The organism is Microbacterium sp. LMC-P-041, from assembly GCF_030209555.1.
In the GTDB taxonomy this organism is placed as follows: Bacteria; Actinomycetota; Actinomycetes; order Actinomycetales; family Microbacteriaceae; genus Microbacterium.
Window position 1 is genome coordinate 182,905 of record NZ_JARVRV010000008.1, and the last position, 15,843, is coordinate 198,747.

General features: G+C 68.0%; 17 protein-coding genes. 7 read left to right on the plus strand and 10 right to left on the minus strand.

The window, feature by feature from the left end:
• Nucleotides 1–2: 2 nt before the first annotated feature.
• The 4 genes from resB to QRN21_RS15540 all read right to left on the minus strand — a co-directional run bounded on the left by resB (nucleotide 3) and on the right by QRN21_RS15540 (nucleotide 3,785).
• A complete protein-coding gene (gene resB, locus QRN21_RS15525; RefSeq protein ID WP_285365063.1) occupies nucleotides 3–1,838 on the minus strand; it encodes a cytochrome c biogenesis protein ResB in 1,836 nt (611 codons plus the stop codon).
• A gap of 28 nt (nucleotides 1,839–1,866) precedes the next feature.
• Nucleotides 1,867–2,646, minus strand: coding sequence for a cytochrome c biogenesis CcdA family protein (locus QRN21_RS15530; protein WP_053098870.1), 780 nt, complete (start codon nucleotides 2,644–2,646; stop codon nucleotides 1,867–1,869).
• Nucleotides 2,647–2,662: 16 nt separating this feature from the next.
• On the minus strand, nucleotides 2,663–3,316 hold the full coding sequence (locus QRN21_RS15535) for a TlpA family protein disulfide reductase (RefSeq protein ID WP_082297998.1): 654 nt from the start codon (nucleotides 3,314–3,316) through the stop codon (nucleotides 2,663–2,665).
• A gap of 64 nt (nucleotides 3,317–3,380) precedes the next feature.
• Nucleotides 3,381–3,785 (minus strand): MerR family transcriptional regulator, encoded by a 405-nt coding sequence (locus QRN21_RS15540; protein ID WP_053098869.1) that lies wholly within the window; start codon nucleotides 3,783–3,785, stop codon nucleotides 3,381–3,383.
• A gap of 61 nt (nucleotides 3,786–3,846) precedes the next feature.
• Here QRN21_RS15540 and QRN21_RS15545 point away from each other — a divergent pair, with 61 nt between their 5' ends.
• Nucleotides 3,847–4,746, plus strand: a complete 900-nt coding sequence (locus tag QRN21_RS15545) for an NAD(P)/FAD-dependent oxidoreductase (protein ID WP_285365069.1) — start codon at nucleotides 3,847–3,849, stop codon at nucleotides 4,744–4,746.
• Nucleotides 4,747–4,776: 30 nt separating this feature from the next.
• Here QRN21_RS15545 and QRN21_RS15550 read toward each other — a convergent pair whose 3' ends face one another.
• Both QRN21_RS15550 and QRN21_RS15555 read right to left on the minus strand, forming a co-directional pair.
• Nucleotides 4,777–5,406: a histidine phosphatase family protein gene (locus QRN21_RS15550; RefSeq protein ID WP_187249997.1), complete on the minus strand. Its 630-nt coding sequence runs from the start codon at nucleotides 5,404–5,406 to the stop codon at nucleotides 4,777–4,779.
• A gap of 1 nt (nucleotide 5,407) precedes the next feature.
• Nucleotides 5,408–5,782, minus strand: a complete 375-nt coding sequence (locus QRN21_RS15555; protein WP_053098866.1) for a DUF5684 domain-containing protein — start codon at nucleotides 5,780–5,782, stop codon at nucleotides 5,408–5,410.
• Nucleotides 5,783–5,898: 116 nt separating this feature from the next.
• On the opposite strand from QRN21_RS15555, the gene aspS reads away from it, so the two are divergent.
• On the plus strand, nucleotides 5,899–7,680 hold the full coding sequence (gene aspS, locus QRN21_RS15560) for an aspartate--tRNA ligase (protein ID WP_053098865.1): 1,782 nt from the start codon (nucleotides 5,899–5,901) through the stop codon (nucleotides 7,678–7,680).
• Nucleotides 7,681–7,930: 250 nt separating this feature from the next.
• On the opposite strand, the gene QRN21_RS15565 is transcribed toward aspS, so the two are convergent.
• Nucleotides 7,931–8,758: a sulfite exporter TauE/SafE family protein gene (locus QRN21_RS15565; protein ID WP_285365074.1), complete on the minus strand. Its 828-nt coding sequence runs from the start codon at nucleotides 8,756–8,758 to the stop codon at nucleotides 7,931–7,933.
• A 169-nt stretch (nucleotides 8,759–8,927) separates the two neighbouring features.
• Here QRN21_RS15565 and QRN21_RS15570 point away from each other — a divergent pair, with 169 nt between their 5' ends.
• The 5 genes from QRN21_RS15570 to QRN21_RS15590 all read left to right on the plus strand — a co-directional run bounded on the left by QRN21_RS15570 (nucleotide 8,928) and on the right by QRN21_RS15590 (nucleotide 13,144).
• Nucleotides 8,928–10,067, plus strand: coding sequence for an ABC transporter substrate-binding protein (locus QRN21_RS15570; RefSeq protein WP_285365076.1), 1,140 nt, complete (start codon nucleotides 8,928–8,930; stop codon nucleotides 10,065–10,067).
• Nucleotides 10,064–11,014: an ABC transporter permease gene (locus QRN21_RS15575; RefSeq protein ID WP_285365078.1), complete on the plus strand. Its 951-nt coding sequence runs from the start codon at nucleotides 10,064–10,066 to the stop codon at nucleotides 11,012–11,014. Before QRN21_RS15570 ends, QRN21_RS15575 begins: the two co-directional genes overlap by 4 nt.
• On the plus strand, nucleotides 11,011–11,805 hold the full coding sequence (locus tag QRN21_RS15580) for an ABC transporter permease (protein WP_285365079.1): 795 nt from the start codon (nucleotides 11,011–11,013) through the stop codon (nucleotides 11,803–11,805). Before QRN21_RS15575 ends, QRN21_RS15580 begins: the two co-directional genes overlap by 4 nt.
• Complete coding sequence (locus QRN21_RS15585; protein WP_056277111.1) at nucleotides 11,802–12,881, plus strand: ABC transporter ATP-binding protein; 1,080 nt, start codon at nucleotides 11,802–11,804, stop codon at nucleotides 12,879–12,881. Before QRN21_RS15580 ends, QRN21_RS15585 begins: the two co-directional genes overlap by 4 nt.
• Before the next feature lie 86 nt (nucleotides 12,882–12,967).
• Nucleotides 12,968–13,144 (plus strand): YegP family protein, encoded by a 177-nt coding sequence (locus tag QRN21_RS15590; protein WP_072590798.1) that lies wholly within the window; start codon nucleotides 12,968–12,970, stop codon nucleotides 13,142–13,144.
• 84 nt (nucleotides 13,145–13,228) lie between these two features.
• Here QRN21_RS15590 and QRN21_RS15595 read toward each other — a convergent pair whose 3' ends face one another.
• From QRN21_RS15595 to QRN21_RS15605, 3 genes are read right to left on the minus strand one after another with little or no spacing between them, the layout of a single operon-like run.
• Nucleotides 13,229–13,984 (minus strand): amino acid ABC transporter ATP-binding protein, encoded by a 756-nt coding sequence (locus tag QRN21_RS15595; protein WP_053098859.1) that lies wholly within the window; start codon nucleotides 13,982–13,984, stop codon nucleotides 13,229–13,231.
• Nucleotides 13,981–14,778, minus strand: a complete 798-nt coding sequence (locus QRN21_RS15600; RefSeq protein ID WP_053098858.1) for an amino acid ABC transporter permease — start codon at nucleotides 14,776–14,778, stop codon at nucleotides 13,981–13,983. The genes QRN21_RS15595 and QRN21_RS15600 overlap by 4 nt, the downstream gene beginning before the upstream one ends.
• A gap of 34 nt (nucleotides 14,779–14,812) precedes the next feature.
• Nucleotides 14,813–15,628 carry a transporter substrate-binding domain-containing protein gene (locus QRN21_RS15605; RefSeq protein ID WP_053098857.1) on the minus strand — a complete coding sequence of 272 codons (816 nt, stop codon included), beginning with the start codon at nucleotides 15,626–15,628 and terminating at the stop codon, nucleotides 14,813–14,815.
• Nucleotides 15,629–15,843 lie beyond the last annotated feature (215 nt).

Sequence of the window (15,843 nt, forward strand, 5' to 3'; positions counted from 1 at the left end):
TGTCAGTCTACTTTCGGGGTGTCGGATGCGGGGCGCGCGGAGTCGCGGTCGGCGGGCGTCTCGGGTGCCGTCGCCGCCTGGTCGGAGCCATCGGCGTCGGAGCCGTCAGCCTCAGGGTCTTCAGCCTCTGAGGCGTCGGTGTCGGTGTCGGGCTCCTCGACCTCGACCGCCGTCGTGACTCCGGCCGCGTCCATCAGACGCGCATGGCCTGCCACGAGGTCGTCGACGGCCGTCGCGAGCGTCGGGTCCTCGCCGCGAGCGAGACCGGCGTACTCGAGAGCGACGGTGCCGTCCTGTGCCGTCGCCTTGACCCACACCCGGCGTCGCGGGATGAACAGGGCGAGCATCAAACCGCCGAGCGCGAGAAGCGCGAAGCCGAGCACCCAGGGGCCAGACGCGTCGCGGTGGATCTGCAACGAGGCGAAGCGCTTGACCGATTGCGACGCGTCTGTCGCACCCGCCGGGGACTCGTCCTCGAAGGTCACGGTTCCCAAGCCGTTCGGCAGGTCGGCGGTCTGTCCGGGTGCCAGCTCGATCGATTCGAGGTCCGTCGTGCGCCCGGTGACCTTGGTCATACCGGTGGTGTCGAGCACGTAGACCGACCGCGGGATGCCCTCGTTGATGCCCAGGTCGCCGGTGTAGACGTCGAGCGTGAGGGTCGGGTTGGTGAGGTCGCCGAATCCCGAGAAGAACGCGCCGGTGTCGAGCACCCCCGTCGTCGGGTAGAAGAAGCCGACGAGGCCGACCTGCTCGCTGAGGCCGTCGGGGATCTTGATGACGCCCAGCGAGGTCATGTTGTTGTCCTGCGGCAGGAACGGCGTGCTGTTCGTGAACACCACGTCACCATCGGGGTTGCGCACGGTGATCGTCGGCGCGTAGCCGTTGCCGAGCAGGAAGACGTTGTCGTCGGCGACGCCGAGGGGCTCGTTGACCTTGACCGATCCGGTGCGCTCCTCGCCGTTCTCCTGCACGGTGACGTTGGCCGAGAAGTCGCCTGCCTGGCCCGAGCCCGGCTCGCCGAACGGCTGGTACGTGACGTCGAAGCTGTCGAGACGCATCGAGTAGGGCGCGAGTGCTCCGTCGCTCACGAAGCGGCCGCGGTTCATCGAGTCGTAGTCGAGCAGGGTGTTCGCGAACGTCTCGCCCTCGACCAGGACGCGCTGTCCGGTGTACGCGAACCCTCCCCCGACGCCCACCGTGATCAGGACGCCGACGAGAGCGAGGTGGAAGAGCAGGTTGCCCGATTCACGCCAGTAGCCGCGCTCGGCCGAGACCGACGACGATCGCTTGTCGTCGTACCGCTCGACCCGGTAGCCCAGGGCTTTGAGCTGCTTCTGCGCGATGTCGATCGATGCGGCGGCCTCTGCCGGAGCATCCGTCGAGGCGCGCTCGACCGCGCGGAAGTCGGCGAGGCGCTTCAGACGTGCTGGGGTGCGCGGGGGGCGTGCCTGCAGGGCCTTCGCATGGTGGCGGATGCGCGGGATCACACAGCCGACGAGCGAGGCGAACAGCAGCAGGTAGATCGCCGAGAACCACGGCGAGAGGTAGACGTCGAACATCTTCAGCCCGTCGAGCACGGGGAAGAGATCGGGGTTGTCGCGCTCCCACTGCGTGACGCCGTTGGGGTCGGCCATCCGCTGGGGGAAGATCGAGCCGGGGATCGCCGCGATCGCGAGCACGAGCAGCAGGATCAGCGCGGTGCGCATCGAGGTCAGCTGACGCCATCCCCAGCGCAGCCAGCCCAGGAATCCGAGGCGGGGCTGGGTGATCGACTCTTCGCCGTCGACGTGGTCGGACGGCCGGAGGGGGTCGCTCGACCTCTCGGTTGTGCTGCTCACGTCATCCTTCCGATGCGTCTTCTTCTGATCAGATCGGGAGGTCGACACTGCTCATCACCGCCGTCAGTCGGGACATGATGTCCGTCCAGAGCCCCGTGACCATCAGCAGGCCGAGGAGGATGAGCAGCACGCCGCCGATCACGTTCACGACGCGGATGTGCCGGCGCAGGAATCCGATCGCCTTCGTCGCCCATCCGAACCCGAGCGCGACCAGCAGGAACGGGATGCCGAGGCCGAGCGAGTACGCCAGCCCGAGCAGGCCCGCCCGCACCGGGTCGCCGGCGTTGAACGAGAGGGCGAAGATCGCGGTGAGCGTGGGTCCGAGGCACGGCGCCCATCCGATGCCGAGGGCGATGCCGAGCAGCGGTGCGCCGATCAGGCCAGCCTTCGAGTCGACGTGGAATCGCAGCTCGCGCTGGGCGAACCCGAACAGACCGAGGAACACGAGGCCCATCAGGATGATCACGCCGCCGAGGATGCGAGTGATCAGCTCGCCCCACTGCAGCAGGAAGACGTTGGCGAGCCCGCCGAGCGCGGTGAGGGACACGAACACGAGGCTGAAGCCGAGGATGAAGAGCAGCACGCCCACGACGAGTCGGCCGCGAGCGGGGGCCTCGACCGTCGACACCGCCGAGCCGTCCGTCGGGTTCGGGACGCGGCGGGGGGCGACCGCTCCCCCGAGGAATCCGAGGTAGCCCGGCACCAGGGGCAGCACGCACGGCGACAGGAACGACACGAGGCCCGCGAGCAGCGCGACGGGGATCGCGAGCCAGAGGGCTCCCGATCCGATGATGACTTCGGGGTTCACGCCGCTCCCGGGAGACTCACGAGTCCTCCGCGAGCGCGTCCTTGACGAGCGTCGAGAGGATCGAGGTGCCGTCGATGGGCCCGATGATGCGGGCGGCCACGCGACCCTGCTTGTCGAGCACGAGAGTGGTGGGGGTCGCCTGGATCGGCACCGACGACGCGAAGGCGAGCTTCGCCTCGGCCGTGTCGACGTCGATGAGGCTCGGGTAGGTCACACCGAACTCGGCGGAGAACGCCTTCGCGGTGTCGGCCTGATCGCGCGTGTTGATGCCCAGGAAGGCGACGTCGTCGCCGCCATGCTCCTGCCAGACGCTCTCGAGGTCTTCCGCCTCGAGGCGGCACGGGGCGCATCCGGCGTACCAGAAGTTGACGACCGTGACCTTGCCCGCGAGGTCAGAGCTGGAGAAGTCCTCGCCGTCCTCGGTGAGTCCGCCGAAATCGGTGACGGGTTCGCCGCGTTCGGCGACCGGAATCTCGACGATCGCTCCGTCTGCCGCGACATAGCCCGGGTTGTCACCGCTGAGGAACGAGTCGTTCACGGGATCGGGAGCGCAGGCGCTCAGACCGATGGCGAGCACCGCGGCGAGCGCGGCCCCGACCGCGCGGCGAGATGGCCGGATGCGGGAGGAGCGGCCGCTGCGGATCGGACGAACCGTCGAGGCGAGTGGCACGATTCCCAGTTTACGCGGGGGTTCCTATGCATGGGCCGGATGCCCCGGGGGTGCTCGCCCACCGTCAGAGACGCGCGAGGACGTCCTCCACGCTGGCCCGGAAGCGCGGGCAGGTGGCGATGTCGTGCGACCGGCATCCCATCGCGTGCTCGGTCATCTCCCGCGATCGGCGCATGTCCTCCATGCGCCGATCGAGATCGTCGAGGTGCCGCTGCAGCACCTCGTGACGCCCCGCACTGCCGTCGTCGAGGAGCACGGCGATCTGATCGAGGGTCATCCCGGCTGCCTTGCTGCGCTGGATGACGGCGATGCGCACGACGTCGTCCTGGCCGTAGCGACGCCTCCCTGCGGTGTCCCGCGCGGGGCGCAGCAGGCCGACCGACTCCCAGTGCCTGAGCACGTTCGTGGGCAGCTCGAAGCGCTCGGCGACCTCTCCCACGGACCACGGACTCTCGATGCTTGACTTCATGTTGACATGAAGTCACAGACTGAGGACGAACGCAAGCGAGCACCCCTCGGAAGGACCCCATATGTATGACGCGATCGTGATCGGCGCAGGCCCCGCCGGCCTCCAGGCGGCATTGACCCTCGGGCGGATGCACCGCCCCACGCTGCTTCTGGATTCGGGCGAATACCGCAACGGCACCGTGCTGCACATGCACAACGTCATCGCGAACGACGGAACTCCCCCGGCGGAGTTCCGCGCGACGGCGCGAGCGCAGCTCGCCGAGTACCCGGATGTCGAGCTCCGCGACGTCGGAGCACAGACGATGACCGGCTCAGACGGCGGCTTCGTCGTACGACTCGCCGACGGCGAGACGGTCGAGACCCGACATGTCATCCTCGCGACCGGCGTCGCCGACGATCTCCCCGACATCCCCGGACTTCAGGACCTCTGGGGCACGAAGGCCTTCAGCTGCCCGTTCTGCGACGGTCACGAGCACGCCGGTCGCTCGATCGGCATCCTCGGGCCCGCTCCTCGAGCCGAGCACCTGATCGGGCTGCTCGGGCGCATCGTCGGCGACATCACGGTGTTCCCCGTCGAGCAGCCGTTCGCGGCCGACGAGACGCGGACTCTCGAAGGCCTGGGCGTTCGGGTCAGTGCGGAACCGGTCGCCGCCGTCGCGCCGGAGGCGGCTGATGTGCGCATCACCACGGCGTCGACCGCGCACACCGTGGCCGGCGTGTTCGTGGCATCCGGTTCACTGCGCCACCGTGCGCCGTTCGCCGATCAGCTCGGCCTGGAACTGCTGCCCTCCGGCTCGATCGAGATCGACGACTTCGGGCGCACATCGCAGCCCGGGGTCTTCGCGGCGGGCGACCTCGCGCACCGGGCGTCGCTTCCCGGACCCATGGCATCGGTGCTGCTCGCGTCCGCTGCCGGTCAGATGGCGGCGGTCGGCGTCATCCAGTCGCTGATGGCGCACTGACCGCAGCGGAAGGGAGACCGAGGCGAGGGATCAGACTGCTCCCACGTCCACCGCACCGCCGGTCGCCGCAGGTTCGGCGTAATCGACCTCACGCCACACGTCGCCCACCAGCTCGAACGAGGTGACGCTCGACAGTGCGCAGCGCCGGGTGCGCGGGTCGTGCTGCAGGGGCAGACCCGCCACCCGGAGGTGGGTGATCCAGATCGGCGCCTGATGGGACACCATCACCAGATCGCCGTCGTCGACCGACCGCCACGCCTCGGCCATCATGCCCAGCATCCGCTCGGCGATCGACGCGTAGGGCTCACCCCAGCTGGGCAGCGACGGCTGCCGCAGGTGCCACCACTTGAGCGGGTTCAGAAGCGAGCGGCGCATCTGCGTGCCCTCGAACACGTTGGTCGGCTCGATCAGACGGATGTCGATCTCGGGCGAGAGGCCGAAGCGCTCGGCGAACGGCTCAGCAGACTCCTGCGCCCGCTCGAGCGGAGAGGAGTAAAGCCCCGCGACCGGACGATCGAGCCCGGCGATGTGATCGGCGGCGGCTCGCGCCATCTTCCGTCCCGCCCTGCTCAGGTGATAGTCGGGGAGCCGACCGTAGAGCACGCGCTTGGGGTTGTGCACCTCGCCGTGGCGGACGAGGTGCAGTCGCGATGCCACCACGTCACGCCCTGCTGTAGCGGGAGTCGCCGAAGCCGAGGATGAGATACCCGATATAGGGGAAGACGAAGAGCAGGAAGAAGGAGAAGAGCCCTCCCTTGCCGAACCGCTCGCCGAGTCGGACCGCCACGATGATCCCGAAGACGAAGCCGACGATGGGGATGAGATAGAGCAGTGCGAGCCAGCCGGACATCCCGGCGATCTTCACGAGGAACACCACGTTCACGATCGGGATGACGGCGAGGATGCCGGGGTACCCCGCCTTGGTGAACACCTTCCACAGACCGACCGCGACGAGGACGTAGAAGACGAGCACGATGAGTCCGGTCGTGCCGGAGAAGATCGACGCGTACAGGTCGGAGATGCCGTTGGAGTCCATGGTGACCCTTTCTGTCGTGGCGATCCTACTGACCGATATGCCGCGGGCAGAGGAGGCGACACCCGCCCACGTAGAATGGGCGGGTTCATCATTTCCCAGATCAGGAGGAATCCTCCGTGCTTCGCACCCACTCGGCAGGCTCACTGCGAGCCGAGCATATCGGTCAGACCGTCACCCTCTCGGGTTGGGTCGATCGCCGTCGTGATCACGGAGGAGTCGCGTTCATCGATCTTCGGGATGCGTCCGGCATCGCGCAGGTCGTCATCCGCGATGAGGAGATCGCGCACCCGCTGCGCAACGAGTTCGTCCTCAAGGTCACCGGCGAGGTCTCGCGTCGCCCCGAGGGCAACGCGAACCCCAACCTGCCCACCGGCGAGATCGAGCTCATCGCGACCGACGTCGAGGTGCTGAACGAGTCCGCTCCGCTGCCGTTCCAGGTGTCGACCGCCGTCGCCGACACCGAGACGGTCGGCGAGGAGGCGCGCCTCAAGTACCGCTATCTCGACCTGCGTCGCCCCGCCGCGGCATCCGCTCTGCGTCTGCGCTCGAACGTCTACAAGGCCGTCCGCGATGTGCTGCACGGCGAGGACTTCACCGAGGTCGAGACGCCGACCCTCACGCGCTCGACGCCCGAGGGCGCCCGCGACTTCGTCGTGCCCGCCCGTCTGCACCCGGGCAGCTGGTACGCCCTGCCGCAGTCGCCGCAGCTGTTCAAGCAGCTGCTCATGGTCGGCGGCGTCGAGAAGTACTACCAGATCGCCCGCTGCTACCGCGACGAGGACTTCCGCGCCGACCGCCAGCCGGAGTTCACGCAGCTCGACATCGAGATGAGCTTCGTCGACCAGGAAGACGTCATCACGCTGATGGAGTCGCTCATCGTCGCGATGTGGAAGACCATCGGCGTCGATGTGCAGACCCCGCTGCCCCGCATGACCTACGCCGAGGCGATGGCCAAGTACGGCTCCGACAAGCCCGACCTGCGCTTCGGACTCGAGCTGGTCGAGGCGACCGAGTACTTCGCGGAGACCCCGTTCCGGGTGTTCCAGGCCGAGTACGTCGGCGCGGTCGTCATGCCCGGCGGTGCGAGCCAGCCCCGCAAGCAGCTCGACGCGTGGCAGGACTGGGCCAAGCAGCGCGGTGCGCGTGGCCTCGCGTACGTCCTCTTCAACGAGGACGGCTCGCTCGGCGGCCCCGCCGCCAAGAACCTGTCCGAGGCGGAGCAGGCGGGCCTCGCCGAGTTCGTCGGCGCATCCGCGGGTGACTGCGTGTTCTTCGCCGCCGGATCGACGAAGGAGAGCCGTGCACTGCTCGGCGCCGCCCGCGTCGAGATCGGACGTCGTCTCGGCTTCCTGAACCCCGACGAGTTCGCGTTCACGTGGGTCGTCGACGCTCCGATGTTCGAGCCGGCAGCGGATGCCGTGGCGTCGGGTGACGTCGCCGTCGGCGCCGGAGCCTGGACGGCCGTGCACCACGCGTTCACGGGGCCGAAGCCGGAGTTCCAGGACACGTTCGACACCGACCCCGGTTCGGCTCTCGCCTATGCATACGACATCGTGTGCAACGGCTCCGAGCTCGGCGGCGGATCGATCCGCATCCACCGCGAAGACGTGCAGAAGCGCGTGTTCGAGGTCATGGGCATCAGCGACGAGGTCGCGCAGGAGCAGTTCGGCTTCCTGCTGGACGCTTTCAAGTTCGGCGCCCCGCCGCACGGTGGAATCGCCCTCGGCATGGACCGCGTGCTGCAGCACCTGTCGAAGACCGAGTCGATCCGCGACGTCATCGCCTTCCCGAAGTCGGGCAACGGGTTCGACCCGCTGACAGCCGCTCCGGCACCGATCACGGCCGAGCAGCGCGCCGAGGCCGGCGTCGACTTCGAGCCCGAGGACGACGAGGCCTGACGCCGCATCGCCCGTCGCACCGAGACCCCGTTCCGCTCAGCGGAGCGGGGTCTCTGCGTATGCGCCGGGCCGGATCCCGGACGCATGCACCGCGCGCATCCCCCGCTCGGCCGAATGCGTCAGGATCGGCCGGACTCGCCGAATCCGGCCGATACACGCGCAGAACACCGCGCGGACGGCGAGCGGATGCCGGAGCGCAGGCGGATGCCGGAGCGCAGGCGCGGAGGCGGAGGTGCGGCAGCGCGGATGCTCAGCGCAGCTGCGCGAGCGCCGGAACGATGTTCTCGGTCCACACGTCGACGCCGAGTTTGGCGATGAGGGCGACCACCACGACGAGGAACACGACGCGGATGAAGGTCGTGCCGCGCGAGATGGCCATGCGGGATCCGAGGTAGCTGCCGGCGACGTTCGCGACCGCGAGGATGCCGCCGAGCAGCCACAGCACGGCGCCGTGCGGGATGAAGAGCAGCAGGGCGCCGGTGTTCGTGGCCAGGTTGACGATCTTCGCCTTCGCGCTCGCCTGCAGGAAGTCGTAGCCGAGCAGCGCGACGAGCGAGATCACCAGGAACGTGCCGGTGCCCGGCCCGATCAGACCGTCGTAGAAGCCGATCACGAGCCCTGACAGACCAGCCATGATGTGGTGCTTGTGCCCGCTGAAGCGCAGCCGCGTCGCGGCGCCCATCTGCGGGCGGAAGGCCGTGAAGAGCGCGACGGCGAGCAGCGCGACCACGATGATCGGCTTGAAGGCGGCGGCCGGCAGAACAGTCGCGACGGCAGCTCCCCCGAATGATCCGACCAGGGCGATCGCGGCCATCGGCAGAGCCGTGCGGATATCGGGTTTCGCACGTCGGTAGTAGGTGACGCTGCTCGTGGCCGTGCCGAACACGGACGCGAGCTTGTTGGTCGCGAGAGCCTGGATCGGCGAGATCCCGGGGATCAGCAGCAGGGCGGGGAGCTGCAGCAGACCACCGCCGCCCACCACCGCATCGATCCACCCGGCAGCGAAGGCCGCGACGACGACGAGGATCAGCGTGCCCCAGGTGAGCTGTTCGAGCCCGAGCACACTGCCGATGTCCATCCGTCCAGGATGTCAGACCACGCGGCACCTCGAACGCCACTGCAGTCCGACCCGTCACACCCTCGACACCTGTCGTTCACCCGAGCCGCGATCATCGGCAACCCTCGGCTCATAGTGTCCTCTCGCAACCCGAATCCGGCTCACAGCGCCGGGCACCGAGAGGACCCTGATGACCAACTTCCACCGCCGCGCACGAATCGGCGCCGGCATCGCCCTGTTCACGACCGCCGCGCTGGGTCTCACCGCCTGCGCCACCGGCGCGGAGACCCCGGCCGCAGGCAGCGACGCTGTCGACGCCGCATCCGCGACCTCGGTCGAGGACTTCGGTTCCTTCTCCGACCTCGAAGAGGCCGCGAAGGCCGAGGGCCAGCTCAACGTCATCGCGCTTCCGCGTGACTGGGCGAACTACGGCGAGATCCTCGACCTCTTCGCCGAGAAGTACCCCGAGATCACGATCAACGAGGCCTCTCCCGACGTGTCGAGCGCCGAGGAGATCCAGGCTGCGAAGACGAACGAGGGCCTCGACACCGCGCCCGACGTGTTCGACCTGGGTCTGACCGTCGCATTGCAGAACACCGACGTCTTCGCGCCGTACCAGGTGCAGACGTGGGACGAGATCCCCGACGCTCTCAAGGAGCCGACCGGCCTCTTCGTCGGCGACTACGGCGGATACATGTCGATCGGCTACGACTCCTCGAAGTTCGAGGCTCCCACGTCGCTCGACGATCTGAAGGATGCCGCCTACAAGGGCGCCGTCGCCATCAACGGAGACCCGACGCAGGCCGGCGCGGCCTTCGCCGCCGTGGGCCTCGCGACCGTGCAGTCCGACGGCACCCTCGACGACTTCCAGCCCGGCATCGACTTCTTCTCCGACCTCCAGAAGGCTGGCAACCTGCTCAAGGTCGATGTGACCACCGCCACCGTGGCCAGCGGCGAGACCCCTGTCGTCTTCGACTGGGACTACCTGAACGCGGCGCACGCCACCGACAACAAGGACTGGAAGGTCGTCGTCCTCGACGGCACGGGCTACGCGGGCTACTACAACCAGGCGATCAACAAGGATGCTCCGAACCCGGCCGCCGCACGCCTGTGGCAGGAGTTCCTCTACAGCGACGAGGTGCAGAACCTGTGGCTCAAGGGCGGCGCACGCCCGGCCCGCATGGAGGCCATGACCGAGGCCGGCACCATCGACGCCGACCTGGCTGCTGCTCTTCCCGAGGTCCCCAGCGAGACGGTCGTCCCGACCGAGGAGCAGTCGACGAACGCCGGCACGCTGCTCGGCGAGAAGTGGGCCGTGGCGGTCCAGTGACGACTGCCACCGCAGCGGGGGCGGATGCCACGGCATCCGCCCCCGTCTCCCCCGCAGCGCACAGCGCTGGGCCTGCGACCTCGTCGCGGGCCCAGCGCTCCGCGCCGTCCGTCGCCTGGCTCGGTCTCGTGCCGTTCGCCGCTTACGTCGTGCTCTTCCTCGCCGTTCCCACCCTCCTCGCGATCGGCTCCGGCTTCTTCACGAAGGACGGGTCGTTCACCTGGTCGAACCTGTCGGCCCTGGCAGACCCCGTCGTCCTCACCACGTTCGCCAACTCCGCCGGCCTGTCGCTACTGACCGCCGTCGTCGGCGCGATCGCGGGTGCTCTGGTCTGCTATGCCCTGCTCGGCATGAACCCGGACGGCGCCGTGCGCTCGACCGTGGATGCTGCGGCCGGCGTCCTCGCCCAGTTCGGCGGCGTGATGCTCGCCTTCGCCTTCATCGCCACGATCGGCATCCAGGGGGTCGTCACCCTCTTCCTCAAGAACGACCTCGGTATCGACATCTTCGCGAACGGCACGTGGCTCTACGAGCTTCCCGGGCTGATCCTCCCGTACATCTACTTCCAGATCCCGCTCATGGTGATCACCTTCATGCCCGCCCTCGCAGCCCTCAAGCCGCAGTGGGCCGAGGCGAACCTCACGCTCGGCGGCACGCGCGCGAGCTTCTGGCTGCGCATCGGCGTCCCCGTGCTCGCACCCTCGTTCCTCGCGAGCCTCCTGCTGCTCTTCGCGAACGCCTTCTCGTCGTACGCCACCGCCGCCGCCCTCGCCAGTCAGGGTTCGCAGATCGTGCCGCTGCAGATCCGCGCCGCCCTCACGAGCGAGACCCTTCTCGGCCGTGAGAATCTCGCCGGCGCGCTCGCGCTCGGCATGATCGTCATCGTGGGAGTCGTGATGGCCCTGTACTCGCTCATCCAGCGTCGGGCCGCGAGGTGGCAGTCATGAACCGCCTCGGCCCGTCACTCGCGACCCGCTGGATCATCGGCGTGGTCGTCGGCGCATTCTTCGCGATCCCGCTCGTCTCGACCCTGCTCTACACGCTGCGCCAGACCGACGGCAGTCTCGGCCTCGAGCGGTGGGCCGCGCTCTTCGATCCCGCGAAGTCGGCGGCGATCAGGCCGATCTGGATGGGCCTGGGCAACTCCCTGGTCCTCGCGGTCGTGACCGTCGCGATCGTGCTCCTGCTGCTCGCACCGACCATGATCCTGATGAACCTGCGCTTCGCGAAGCTCACACCCGTCTTCGAGTTCGCCGTGCTGCTGCCGATCTCGATCCCCGCGATCGTGCTGGTCGTGGGTCTCGCACCGATCTACCTGCAGATCGGACGCACCCTCGGCACCGGCACGTGGACGCTGGCCTTCGCCTACGGCATCACCGTGCTGCCGTTCGCGTACCGCTCGATCCAGGCCTCCATCGACGCCGCCGACCTGCGCACGCTCGCCGAAGCCGCCCGATCCCTCGGCGCCGGCTGGCCTACCGTCGTGCTGAAGGTGCTCGCTCCCAACCTGCGTCAGGGACTCCTCGCGGCGTCTCTCATCTCGATCGCCGTCGTGCTCGGCGAGTTCACGATCGCCTCGCTCCTCAACCGCCAGGTGTTCCAGACGGCCATGGTCGTCGTGCAGAAGCAGGACCCGTACGCTCCGGCGATCTTCACCCTGCTGGCGCTGCTGTTCGTCTTCCTGCTTCTGCTTCTCATCGGCCGCGTCGCCCGCGGCACCGGAAAGGCCCGCTCATGACCCTCCCCCAGACCGCCGACAACATGCTGCTCGCCGAAGCCGGAGAGGGCACACGCGTGCAGCTGCAGGGCATCGTGAAGAGCTACTCGGGCAACACGGTGCTGCACGGCGTCGATCTCGACATCGCCCCCGGTGAGTTCGTCTCGCTGCTCGGCCCCTCCGGCTGCGGCAAGACGACGCTGCTTCGCGTGCTCGCCGGACTCGAGGGGCTCGACAGCGGTGCGGTGCTGCTCGGCGGCAACGATGTCTCGCGGGTGCCCACGAACAAGCGGGACATCGGCATGGTGTTCCAGTCGTACTCCCTGTTCCCGCACCTGCGGGTCGCGGAGAACACGGCGTTCGGGCTGCGTCGCCGCGGCGTCGGCAAGGCCGAGGCGGCAACGCGCGCCCTCGACGCCCTCGCGCTCGTGGGGCTCTCGGACTTCGCCGATCGCTACCCGCATCAGCTCTCCGGAGGTCAGCAGCAGCGCGTCGCGCTCGCCCGCGCTCTGGTCACCGAGCCGAAGGTCCTGCTTCTCGACGAGCCGCTCTCTGCCCTCGATGCGAAGGTGCGGGTGCAGCTGCGCGATGAGATCCGGCGCATCCAGCTGCGGCTCGGCATCACCACAGTGTTCGTCACGCACGACCAGGAGGAGGCCCTCGCGGTCTCCGACCGGATCGCCGTGATGAACGCCGGCACCATCGAGCAGATCGGAACCCCGGAGCAGCTCTACACGACGCCGTCCACGGCGGGCGTCGCCGCCTTCGTCGGGCTCTCGAGCGTCGTCTCGGGTGTCGCCGAGGGTGATCACGTGGTCGTGTGGGGTCAGAAGCTTCCCCTGCAGTCGCCGGCCGACGGGCCCGTCGACGTGTATCTGCGCCCGGAGAACGTGCACTTCGCATCCGAGGCCGATGCCGCGACCGATGCGCTGGTGCAGGAGAGCACGTTCCTCGGCAGCATGCGCCGCACGCTCGTGCGCACCGAATCAGGCGAGCTGGTGCGCCTCCAGCACGCTCCGGGCATCCACCCGGCCTTCGGCGATCGCGTGCGGATCGCCGTCGCTCCCGAGCCCGTCGCCGTGCATCCGCGCGGCTGACCGAACCCTATCGCTGGCGCAGTACTCCGAGATACCGTGATGCTCGAGGGCCTCGTGCCCTCCTCACCGTCGAGAAAGGACACCTCATGGCAGGCACGTTCGAGCTGTACACCGACAAGTCCGGCGAGTACCGGTTCCGCCTCAAGTCCGGCAACGGCGAGGTGATCGCGATCAGCGAGGGCTACTCGTCGAAATCGTCCGCGCTGAACGGCATCGACTCGGTGCGCCGCAATGCCGCGGATGCCGAGGTCGTGGAGGCCTGACCTCGCACCGCACTCTCCGCACACGAGACCCCCTCGCGCTGACTCAGCAGGAGGGGGTCTCGTCGTGACAGGTGAGACGCGAACTCAGAGGACGCGAGCCAGGAAGTCCTGCGTACGCGGATGCTGCGGGTTCGCGAGCACCTCGCGCGGGTCGCCCTCTTCGACGATGTAGCCGCCGTCCATGAAGATCAGACGTGATCCGACCTCGCGGGCGAAGCCCATCTCGTGCGTGACGACGAGCATCGTCATGCCCTCGTCCGCGAGCGAGCGCATGACCTGCAGCACCTCGCCGACGAGCTCGGGGTCGAGCGCCGACGTCGGCTCGTCGAACAGCATCATGTCCGGGTTCATGCACAGCGCCCGCGCGATCGCGACACGCTGCTGCTGACCGCCCGACAGGTGTCCGGGAAAGGCGTCCGCCTTCTCGGCGAGCCCGACGCGTCCGAGCATCTCCTTCGCGACCCGCTCAGCCTCAGCCTTGGACCGCTTCTTCACGCGCTGCTGCGCGATCATGAGATTGCCCATCACATCGAGGTGGGGGAAGAGGTTGAAGCTCTGGAACACCATGCCGATGCGGGTGCGCACCCGGTCGATGTCGACATCGGGATCAGTGATGTCGATCCCCTCGATGAGCACCTTGCCGCCGGTCGGCTCCTCGAGCAGGTTGACCGAGCGCAGCAGCGTCGACTTGCCCGAGCCCGACGGGCCGATGATGCAGACGACCTCTCCGGCGGTGACGGTGAGGTCGATGCCCTTGAGCACCTCGTTGTCGCCGAAGCTCTTCACGAGCCCCTGCAGGTCGATCGCGGGGGCGTGGACGTCAATCAGATCGGTGATCATCGCTGCCTCGACATCCTTCGTTCCAGGTACGCGCTGAAGCGCGTGAGGGGGATCGTCACGATCAGGTAGAGGGCCGCCGCCATGATGAGCGGCGTTCCGTTCGCGTTCTGCGTGCTCGCGTCACGCGCGAAGTTCGTCAGCTCCTTCGACCAGATGAAGGAACCTGCCACGAAGAGCAGCGACGTGTCCTTCAGCAGCAGGACGAACTCGTTGGTCAGCGGCGGGATGATGATGCGGAACCCCTGCGGGACCACGATCCAGAACGTCGTCTTCATGGGCGACATGCCGAGCGAACGTGCTGCCTCGGTCTGCCCCTTCGGAACGGCCTGGATGCCGGCGCGGATCGTCTCGGCCATGTACGCCGATGCGACCAGGATCAGACCGATCAGGCCGAGCACGACCGGTCCGCCGAGCTTCGTGCCCGGCACGCCGAGTCCGATCGGCAGGATGAACGCGATGGCGAAGATCGTGAGGATCGCGGGAAGCCCGCGGAAGAGCTCGATCCACGCCGTCGCGATCCATCGGAAGGGTCCGATGGACGACAGCTTCAGCAGCGCGAGCACGACGCCGAGCAGCAGACCGCCGGCGAACGCGACGGCCGTGAACCACAGAGTGTTCACGAGCGCCGTGGTGATGATGCCCGGAAGCATCTTCGCCGCGACCTCCGGGTTGAAATACAGCTGCGCGATGCGGGCCCAGTCGGTGCTGACGATCAGCCAGACGGCGACCGCGATCAGCACCGCATAGACGGTGTACCGATACAGCTTGCTTTTCGTGGTGCGCCTCAACGCCATTGTCAAGGTCTCCCTGTCCTACGTCGCTCGCCGATTACTTCGCGGTGAAGTAGGTGTCGTAGATCGTCTGGTAGTCGCCGCTGTCGCGGAGATCCTGCAGCGCGCCGTCGATCGCCTCGCGCAGAGCGTCCTTCTCGCCCTTCGCGTATGCGAAGCCGTACGACTCGCCGGTCTCGTACTCCTCGACGATCTTGTACGCGCTGTCGGCCTTCTCGTGCTCGAGGTTCACCGGCTGGTCCTGAAGGATCGCGTCGATCTGTCCGGCCTGCATCGCGGGCCACAGCTCTCCGTCGGAGGGGTACTGGACGAGTTCTGCGCCCTCGGCGTTCTCGGTCGCGTAGGCCTCTCCGGTGGTGCCCTGCTGCACGCCGACGTTCTTGCCCGAGAGATCGTCGATCGATTCGATGCCCGAGTCGGTGCGCACGAGCAGCGACTGCAGCGACTCGTAGTACGGCTCGGAGAAGTCGATGTTCGCCTTGCGCTCGTCGGTGATCGTCATGGCCGAGGCGCCGACGTCGCACTGTCCGGCGGCGAGCGTGGTGCCCGACTGCAGCGCGTCGAATCCGACGTCCTGCACCGAGAGCTTCAGGTCGAGCTCCTTCGCGATCGCGTCGAGCAGGTCGATGTCGAAGCCGGTGTAACCCGTGCCGTTGTCGCCGCCCTCGAACTCGAACGGTGCGTAAGGGATGTCGGAGCAGACCGTCAGGGTGCCCGCCTCGATGAGGTCGTACTCGTCGCCGGCCGCAGGCTCACCCGATCCCGCGTCACTGCCGCCGGTCGCGCATCCGGCGAGGGCGAGGGTGGCGGTCGCGGCGAGCGCGATCCCGGCGATGATGTTGCGACGCTGCATGTCAGCTCCTGAAGGACGAGGGTGTGGTTCCCCACGGACGGGTAGGAGAACATCTAAACATGCACCACCGGGCCGAACCCGCCGTCGGCCGCCTTCTGCGGATCACATTTGTGTTGCAAGTGTGACCGAATATGACGGGCGTGTTACGCACGATGCGGCACCGATTGTTCACCTTGCCTGAGTATCCTCTGTGCCGACAGCCCGAGCCGACACGC

Bases quoted from the DNA above. Each gene is read 5' to 3' on its own strand.
- QRN21_RS15540 (WP_053098869.1), bottom strand. From the start codon at position 3,785: ATGAAGTCAAGCATCGAGAGTCCGTGGTCCGTGGGAGAGGTCGCCGAG.
- QRN21_RS15545 (WP_285365069.1), top strand. From the start codon at position 3,847: ATGTATGACGCGATCGTGATCGGCGCAGGCCCCGCCGGCCTCCAGGCG.
- QRN21_RS15555 (WP_053098866.1), bottom strand. From the start codon at position 5,782: ATGGACTCCAACGGCATCTCCGACCTGTACGCGTCGATCTTCTCCGGC.
- QRN21_RS15565 (WP_285365074.1), bottom strand. From the start codon at position 8,758: ATGGACATCGGCAGTGTGCTCGGGCTCGAACAGCTCACCTGGGGCACG.
- QRN21_RS15570 (WP_285365076.1), top strand. From the start codon at position 8,928: ATGACCAACTTCCACCGCCGCGCACGAATCGGCGCCGGCATCGCCCTG.
- QRN21_RS15580 (WP_285365079.1), top strand. From the start codon at position 11,011: ATGAACCGCCTCGGCCCGTCACTCGCGACCCGCTGGATCATCGGCGTG.
- QRN21_RS15585 (WP_056277111.1), top strand. From the start codon at position 11,802: ATGACCCTCCCCCAGACCGCCGACAACATGCTGCTCGCCGAAGCCGGA.
- QRN21_RS15590 (WP_072590798.1), top strand. From the start codon at position 12,968: ATGGCAGGCACGTTCGAGCTGTACACCGACAAGTCCGGCGAGTACCGG.
- QRN21_RS15595 (WP_053098859.1), bottom strand. From the start codon at position 13,984: ATGATCACCGATCTGATTGACGTCCACGCCCCCGCGATCGACCTGCAG.
- QRN21_RS15600 (WP_053098858.1), bottom strand. From the start codon at position 14,778: ATGGCGTTGAGGCGCACCACGAAAAGCAAGCTGTATCGGTACACCGTC.
- QRN21_RS15605 (WP_053098857.1), bottom strand. From the start codon at position 15,628: ATGCAGCGTCGCAACATCATCGCCGGGATCGCGCTCGCCGCGACCGCC.